This window comes from Streptomyces sp. NPDC104761 (assembly GCF_055583445.1).
Genome location: NZ_JBVJNZ010000001.1, coordinates 1,141,043 through 1,148,225, shown reverse-complemented (window position 1 = coordinate 1,148,225; position 7,183 = coordinate 1,141,043). Strand labels below are relative to the sequence as shown.

Annotated in this window: 6 protein-coding genes and 1 pseudogene; 5 read left to right on the top strand and 2 right to left on the bottom strand. The window is 74.1% G+C overall.

The genetic code is table 11. From position 1 onward, the window contains the following. The first annotated feature begins 248 nt into the window (after positions 1 to 248). The 4 genes from ACZ63F_RS05210 (at position 249) to ACZ63F_RS05195 (ending at position 4,613) form a co-directional block, all read left to right on the top strand. Positions 249 to 1,448 (top strand): glycoside hydrolase family 3 N-terminal domain-containing protein, encoded by a 1,200-nt coding sequence (locus ACZ63F_RS05210; RefSeq protein WP_469708848.1) that lies wholly within the window; start codon positions 249 to 251, stop codon positions 1,446 to 1,448. Positions 1,449 to 1,864: 416 nt separating this feature from the next. Then, positions 1,865 to 2,533 (top strand): DedA family protein, encoded by a 669-nt coding sequence (locus tag ACZ63F_RS05205; RefSeq protein WP_469708846.1) that lies wholly within the window; start codon positions 1,865 to 1,867, stop codon positions 2,531 to 2,533. Positions 2,534 to 2,580: 47 nt separating this feature from the next. After that, entirely contained in the window at positions 2,581 to 3,243 is a 663-nt protein-coding gene (locus ACZ63F_RS05200) for a response regulator transcription factor (RefSeq protein WP_469708844.1), read from the top strand. Next, the gene (locus ACZ63F_RS05195) at positions 3,240 to 4,613 is read left to right on the top strand and encodes a sensor histidine kinase (protein ID WP_469708842.1); all 1,374 of its coding nucleotides are present in this window, start codon (positions 3,240 to 3,242) and stop codon (positions 4,611 to 4,613) included. The genes ACZ63F_RS05200 and ACZ63F_RS05195 overlap by 4 nt, the downstream gene beginning before the upstream one ends. Before the next feature lie 43 nt (positions 4,614 to 4,656). Here ACZ63F_RS05195 and ACZ63F_RS05190 read toward each other — a convergent pair whose 3' ends face one another. Next, positions 4,657 to 5,229 (bottom strand): MFS transporter, encoded by a 573-nt coding sequence (locus tag ACZ63F_RS05190; protein ID WP_469708840.1) that lies wholly within the window; start codon positions 5,227 to 5,229, stop codon positions 4,657 to 4,659. Between the two features lie 201 nt (positions 5,230 to 5,430). Here ACZ63F_RS05190 and ACZ63F_RS05185 point away from each other — a divergent pair. Next, positions 5,431 to 6,045 (top strand): annotated as a pseudogene (locus ACZ63F_RS05185) (TetR/AcrR family transcriptional regulator); the annotation flags it as partial. A 121-nt stretch (positions 6,046 to 6,166) separates the two neighbouring features. On the opposite strand, the gene ACZ63F_RS05180 reads toward ACZ63F_RS05185, so the two are convergent. Then, positions 6,167 to 7,174: a zinc-dependent alcohol dehydrogenase family protein gene (locus ACZ63F_RS05180; RefSeq protein ID WP_469708839.1), complete on the bottom strand. Its 1,008-nt coding sequence runs from the start codon at positions 7,172 to 7,174 to the stop codon at positions 6,167 to 6,169. Positions 7,175 to 7,183 lie beyond the last annotated feature (9 nt).

The following is a 7,183-nucleotide window of genomic DNA, read 5'->3' as shown; positions in this document are numbered from 1 at the left end:
CCCCCACCCCCCCCCCCCCCCCTCCCCCCCCTCCCCTCCCCCCCCCCCCCCCCCCCCCCCCCCCCCCCCCCCCCCCCCCCCCCCCCCCCCCCCCCCCCCCCCCCCCCCCCCCCCCCGCCCGGGTGCTGACGGCACCCGTCCGGCGTAACGTGTTGTGCGAATGAACCGGTCGCGGGCCATGCGGTCCGATGTCGTCCGTCGGCCCGTTGGTCTCCGTGACGTGCACCCGCATCAGTCAGGAGCGCATCGTGGGGACACCTGTTCGTCGACGCGCCCGTGGCGGCTCCGCCGCCCGGCGCACCTCTGTGGGACTCGTCACCACCGTGCTCGCCGCCGGTGTGTGCACCGTGCCGGCCGCGGACGCGGCCGCCCGGCCCGCGTCCGCCGTCGCCGCCGCGAGCTGCGCCGACACGGTCTACGCGAAGATGACCCAGGCCCAGCGCGTCGGCCAGCTGTTCATGGGCGGGGTCAACGCCACCCGCCCGAGTGCGACGGACCTGCAGACGCTGCGTACTTACCACGTCGGGTCCGTCATGCTCACCGGCCGCAGCACCGCCGGGACAGCCGCGACACGGAAGGTGGTCGACGCGTTCCGCACGCAGGCCGACACGGTCGGCGGGCATCAAGTCGGGCTGCTCGTCTCCACCGACCAGGAGGGCGGCCAGGTCCAGGTGCTCAGCGGACCGGGATTCTCGGTCATGCCCAACGCCCTGACCCAGGGCACGTGGAGCACCGCGACCCTGCGCAGCCGCGCCGCGACCTGGGCAGGCCAGCTCAAGGCGGCGGGCCTCGACCTCAATCTCGCCCCGGTCGCCGATGTGGTGCCCGCGAGTCTCGGCACCCGCAACGCCCCCATCGGCCACTTCTACCGGGAGTACGGCCACACCCCCGCCGTCGTGACCTCGCACACCGGCGCCTTCGCCGCGGGCTTCCGCACGGCCAAGGTGATGACCACGTTCAAGCACTTCCCCGGGCTTGGCCAGGTGACCGGCAACACCGACACCACCGCGAACGTCGTCGACTCGGTGACCACCGCGTCCAGTTCGAGCCTGCAGCCGTTCCAGAGCGGGATCAAGGCGGGGGCGCCGTTCGTGATGATCTCGTCGGCGAAGTACACGAAGATCGACTCGAAGCACATCGCCGCGTTCTCCCCGACCGTGATCAACTCGCTGCTGCGCACCAAGTTCGGCTTCAAGGGAGTCGTCATCTCCGACGACCTCGGCCAGGCGGTCGCGGTGCGCGCCTACAGCCCGGCACAGCGGGCGGTGCAGTTCATCGGCGCCGGCGGCGACATGGTCCTCACGGTCAAGGCGTCGACCGTACCGGCGATGGTCCAGGGAGTGCAGGCGCAGATGGCGAGGGACGCGTCGTTCCGCACCAAGGTCGCCGCCTCCGTGCACCGCATCCTCACCGCCAAGGCGAACGCCGGCCGCCTCACCTGCAGCTGAGACCGGCGAACGGCACGGCGAACCCGGTCATCGCGTCCCAGCCCTCGGGAAAGCGTGCGCCGGTCCCGGCGAGGTCCGCAGGCGGTCGCCGTGGGCGGCGAGCGGGACGAGGGGACGGGCGACGCCGGGGTGCCTCCTGCGCATGGTGCCCGGGCAGAGCGTCGTCGCCGAGGCGAACTCCGGGATTCTGCCAGCGAGGTGGAGCGAAAACATCCGCTCACAGGCGGTCTCCGGATCCGGCCCGGCGAGTTCGCGGCCCCCCCACTTGCCGTCCCCCTGGTCGAAGGCCGGCCGAGCCCGCCGCGGCCGGGGGCGCCCGTTGGCCGCCTGCGATCGTCTAGAGTTCCCTACGGCGTCTACAAAGTTGTAGTCGTTCAGGTGTTCAGGTGAGTCCGTCCGCCGGAAAGGGCCCGTTCATGACCCCACCGATCTTCGCCGCGTCACAGCTGGCCGTGAACGTGCTCGACGCCCATTCGCTGCTGGCGGCCTTCGGGGTGCTGGGCGTCGGGGTGGTGATGTTCGCGGAGACGGGGCTGCTGGTCGGGTTCTTCCTGCCGGGCGACTCCCTGCTGTTCACCGCCGGCCTGCTGTGCACCGGATCGGCGCAGGGCAGCCTGCACCTGTCCCTGGGACCACTGCTCGTGGCGGCGGCCGTGGGTGCGCTGGCCGGCGCGCAGTTCGGGTACCTGCTCGGCCGGAAGGCGGGCGGCGCCCTGCTGGCACGCAGCCGCTCCAGGCGCCTGCACGAGGGCGTGCAACGCGCCGAGGACTTCCTCGGCCGGTACGGCCACGCCAGGGCCATCGTCCTGGCGCGCTTCGTACCGGTGGTGCGCACGGTACTCAACCCGATGGCGGGTGCGCTGGAAGTCCCGGTACGGACGTTCACCCAGTGGCAGGTCGTCGGCGGACTGGTGTGGAGCCTCGGCCTCACCCTCGCGGGATACGCGCTGGGCTCCTCGATCCCGAACGTCGACCGTTACCTGCTGCCGCTGGTGGCGCTGATCGTGGTCGTGTCCCTGATCCCCGTGCTCTCCGAGGTGTACCGGGGACGGCGCGCCGCCAGGGCCGAGGAGGGGCGCGGGTGATCGCCGCGGCCCGGGCCGCGGGACGGCCGTAGCTCCGACGGAGGACCATGCGTCACAAGATCCTGGTCGTGGAGGACGACCACGCCCTGCGGGACGTGCTGCGCCGCGGGCTGGCCGACGAGGGTTTCGAGCCCGTGCCCGCCGCCGACGGCGCCACCGCCCTGCGGCTGACCGGCGACGGCATCGGCGCGGCCGTCCTGGACGTCGGGCTGCCGGACGCGGACGGCCGGGACGTGTGCCAGGCGATGCGCGCCCACGGATTCGCGGCCCCGATCATCTTCCTCACGGCCCGCCACCACCTCACCGACCGGCTGTCGGGGTTCTCCGCCGGGGGCGACGACTACCTTCCCAAGCCGTTCCACCTCGCCGAGCTCGTCGCCCGGCTGCGGGCCGCGCTCAAGCGGTCCGCCCCGCCGGCCGTGTCCGCGGCCGGGGACCTGGTCCTCGACGCGACCCGGCACGGCGCGCGCGTCGGCGGCACCCGGGTCGAGCTGTCCCCGACGGAGTTCCGGCTGCTGGCCACGCTGGTGGCCGCGGACGGGAGCATCGTGAGCCGCCGGGACCTGGTGCGCGCCGCGTGGCCGGACGGCGCCCAGGTCAGCGACAACACGCTGGACCAGTACCTGAGCCGGCTGCGCCGCAAGCTGCGCGAGGCAGGCAGCGGCCTGAGCCTCGGGACGGCGCGCGGGATGGGCCACCGGCTGTCGTGAACGGCCTGGCACGGCGCCTGGCCCCGCGCACGCTGCGCGGCCGGCTCTCGCTCGTGGCGGTGACCACGGCGGCCCTCCTGATGACCGTCCTGACCGTGGTGTTCAACACCGTCATGGACCGGCACCTGCAGCAGCAGGCGGACGCCGAACTGGGCAGCCGCGCGGCCGCCGTCGCCACCACGGTGGACACCAGCGGCTCGCGGGCACGGGTCCTGGAGACCGTCGACGACCGGGCCCTCGACTCCAACGTCTGGATCTACACCGGGACGCGGCTGCTGGAGAGGCCCCCGTCCGCCGCCGCCGGCACCCTGACCGAGGCGGCCGCGCGGCTCGCCCGGGACGCAGACGGCGTCTGTACGACCGTGACGGCCGGGGAACCCCGGTCCGTGCGGCTGTGCGCCCGCTCCGTGGCCGGCCGCCGCAGCACGGCGACGGTCGTCACCGCCCTCGACCTCACCCCGTACCGCAACTCGGCGGACGCCGTGCTGCTGGGGTCCCTGGTCCTGGACTCGGTCATGCTCGTGTGCACCTACGCGCTGACCCGCCTCGCCGTCGGGCGGGCGCTGCGGCCGGTGCGCACCATGACGGACCAGGCCGCCGAGTGGGGCGCGGTGGGCTCCGACGAGCGCTTCGGCGCCGCCGGCCAGCCGGCCGAACTCGCCCGCCTGGGCGCCTCGCTGGACGCGCTCCTCGACCGCGTCCGGACCGTGCTGCGGCACGAGCGGCAGCTGACCGGGGAGCTCTCCCACGAGTTGCGCACCCCGCTCACCCGGATCATCGTCGAGCTGGAGTGGTGGCGGTCCCGGCCGCGCTCCGGCGCCGAGACCCGGGCGACGCACGAGGTGATCGCCGAGGCGGCCCAGGCCATGCGGACCCTCTGCGACACCCTGCTGGACGACGCCCGTGAGGAGGCGCGCACCGCCGGCACGGCCCCCGGCGCCACGGCCGTCGTACCGGTCCTGCACCGGCTGGTCGACCGGCTCGGGACGCCGGAGCGGGTGACGGCCGTCGTCGACGCGGCCGGTCCGGATGCGGCGGCGGGCGTCCGGCCCGCACTCATCGAGCGCATCGTCAGCCCCTTGCTGGCGAACGCGCTCCGGTACGCGCACTCCACGGTGACGGTGTCCGCCAGTCCGGTGCCCGGCGGGGTCCGGATCAGCGTCACCGACGACGGTCCCGGCGTACCGGAGGCGTTCGTGGGCGACCTGTTCCAGCCCGGTCGCCGGGCCGATCCCGGGGACGGGCACGACGGCGCGGGCCTCGGCCTGCCGCTCGCACGGCGCCTGGCCCGGTCCGTCGGCGGCGAGGTGACCCACGACCCCGCGTACACGCCCGGCGCCCGCTTCCTGGCCGACCTGCCGGCCGGGTGAGCCATGTACGGCGCCGGGCACTGCAGAACCTGAAAGCCGCCCGCTACTCCAGTACCGATCGGAAGGCGCGCTCGCCGATGCCGTGCATCAGCGGGTTGTCCGCAGAGTGCGACAAGAAGACCAGGGACAGGGCGAGAGCCCACCCGCGGGCCCGCTCCCAGGTGGCGTCGTCCGCGCGCCCGTACGCCTGGCGCAGGGCGGCACGCTGCTCCGGCGTGAACAGCATCCAGGCCACGGACAGGTCGGCGGCGGGATCACCGGAGGTGATGTCACCGAAGTCGATCACGGCGCTGATCCGGCCCCGGTCGACCAGGATGTTGGCCTGCACCACCGCGAGCAGGAGCAGCACGCCGAGCACGGCCAGTACGGCGAAGACCGCCCGCCACGTCGAGACGGCGAGAACCGCCCCGCCGAGAACCGGCACGGCGACCGGTGCCACGCCGATCACCTGTGACAGCACCGCGAAGTAGCGCGGCAGTTCGGGTCCGTGGAAACGGTCGGCGAGGACGGCCCCGGCGAGCACCATGCCCGCCGCGCCCGCCACGCCCTGCAGGAAGCGGGCCCCGGTGAGGGCCGAGGCGCTGGGGCGGCTGGTGGCGGCGATGGAGGCTCGCACGGACAGCGGCGGACACCCAGGGGTGTCCGGCCGACGGCATGGACCGTCTCTCCGGCCCCGGGCCCGGGCCCCAGCTCCGGGCCCGCCCCGGCAGGATTCCTGCTGTAGGGGACGTTCCAATTGGAGTGGTGGGCCCCATTAGAGTGGTGGGCGCAGAGGCGGGCCGTCACCCGGCCGCCGTGATCCCCGAGAGGCGCAGAGATGACCGGGCCGCAGACGACGCGCAGGAAGCGCGCGAACGGGGTGGAGTCGCGCCAGCGCATTCTGGACGCCACCGTCGAGATCGCCGGCGAGCGCGGCTACGACGGCACCTCGATCGCGGCCGTCAGCGCCAAGTGCGGACTGCCGGCCAGCTCGATCTACTGGCACTTCAAGGACAAGGACGACTTGATCGCGGCCGTCATCGAGCGCAGCTTCGAGACCTGGCTCAAGGCCGTCGAACTGCCCGGCGACGACGCCGGCACCCCGCTGGAACGGGTCGTGCTGATGGCTGGGAACGTGGCCAGGTCGCTCCTCGCCGCCCCGGACTTCCTGCGCCTCGGACTGATGCTCGCACTGGAGCGCCGCCCCACCGAACCCCGCGGCCGTGCGGTCTTCCTCCAGGTCCGCGACATCTCGCACCGGCGCATCGCCGGGATCATCACGGACCTCTTCCCGTCCCTGGCCGAGGACGACGTGCAGACCCTCACCACCTACGCCGTGGCCGGCGCCGACGGTCTGTTCGTGCACGGAGAGATCCAGGGCGAATCCGTCGACCTGGTGGCCCTGTTCGAGCTGCACGCCCGGCTCATCCATGACGCGGCCGCCCGGATGGCGGGGGGGGGGGGGGGGGGGGGGGGGGGGGGGGGGGGGGGGGGGGGGGACCCCCCCCCCCCCCCCCCCCCGCGCCCCGGACCCGTGTCCGCCCGACGGCGGCCGGCCGGAGGTTCCGGGTGGCTCAGGAGGCCGTGCCCTCGTGGCCGACGGTGACGACGATCTTGCCGACCTGCTCGTTCGCCGCCATGTAGCGGTGCGCCTCGGCGATGTCCGCGAGGTCGAAGGTGCGGTCGACGACGGGGTCGAAGGAGCCGGAGGCGAGGCCCGCGTTGACGAACGCGACCGCGCGGCGCAGCCGCTCGGGATCCGTGGTGATCTCGAAGAGGGTGTAGGTGCTGCTGTTCAGCGCCGGGAAGGACCGGGCGTTGGGCAGCGGGGTGGGGCGCGGGTCGAGGGCGCCGTAGACCACCAGGAAGCCGCCCGGCGCGATCCCCTGCGCGAGCGTCTCCACGCCGGGTCCCGCGACGGGGTCGAAGGCCAGGCGGACGCCCTCGCCGCCGGTGATCTCCTTGATCCGGGCGGGCAGGTCCTCCTCGTCGGTGACGATCACATGGGCCGCGCCGGCCTCCAGCAGGCGCTGCTTCTTGCCGGGGCCGCGCGTGGTGGCGATCGGGATCGCGCCGACATGGCGCGCGATCTGGATGGCGGCGAGTCCGACGCTGCTGGAGGCCGCCGTGATCAGGACGGGGTCGCCGGGGCGCACCCGGCCGCTCTCGGCGAGAGGGCCGTAGGCGGTGATGTACGCCATCCACACGGCCGCCGCCCGGACCGGGTCGACGCCGGCCGGGCGGGGCACGACCGCCGAGGCCGGGACGATGACGTGGTCGCCGTACGTGCCGTAGTCGGTCTGCAGGAACTGCGGTACGACCCCCACCGGGTCGCCCTCGGCGAGGCCGGTCACGCCCTGGCCGACCGCCTCGACCACACCGGCGGCCTCGTAGCCGAGCAGCGAGGGGAAGACCGGGGCGTAGAAGTAGGCGCCCTCGCGGTACATGATCTCGGCACGGTTCAGGCCGATCGCGTCGACGCGGATCCGGACCTCGCCCGCGCCGGGCGCGCCGACCTCGACCTCGCGGAGGGTGAGGACCTCGGGTCCGCCGATCCGGTCGAACTGAACGAGTCTTGCCATGGTGCATCC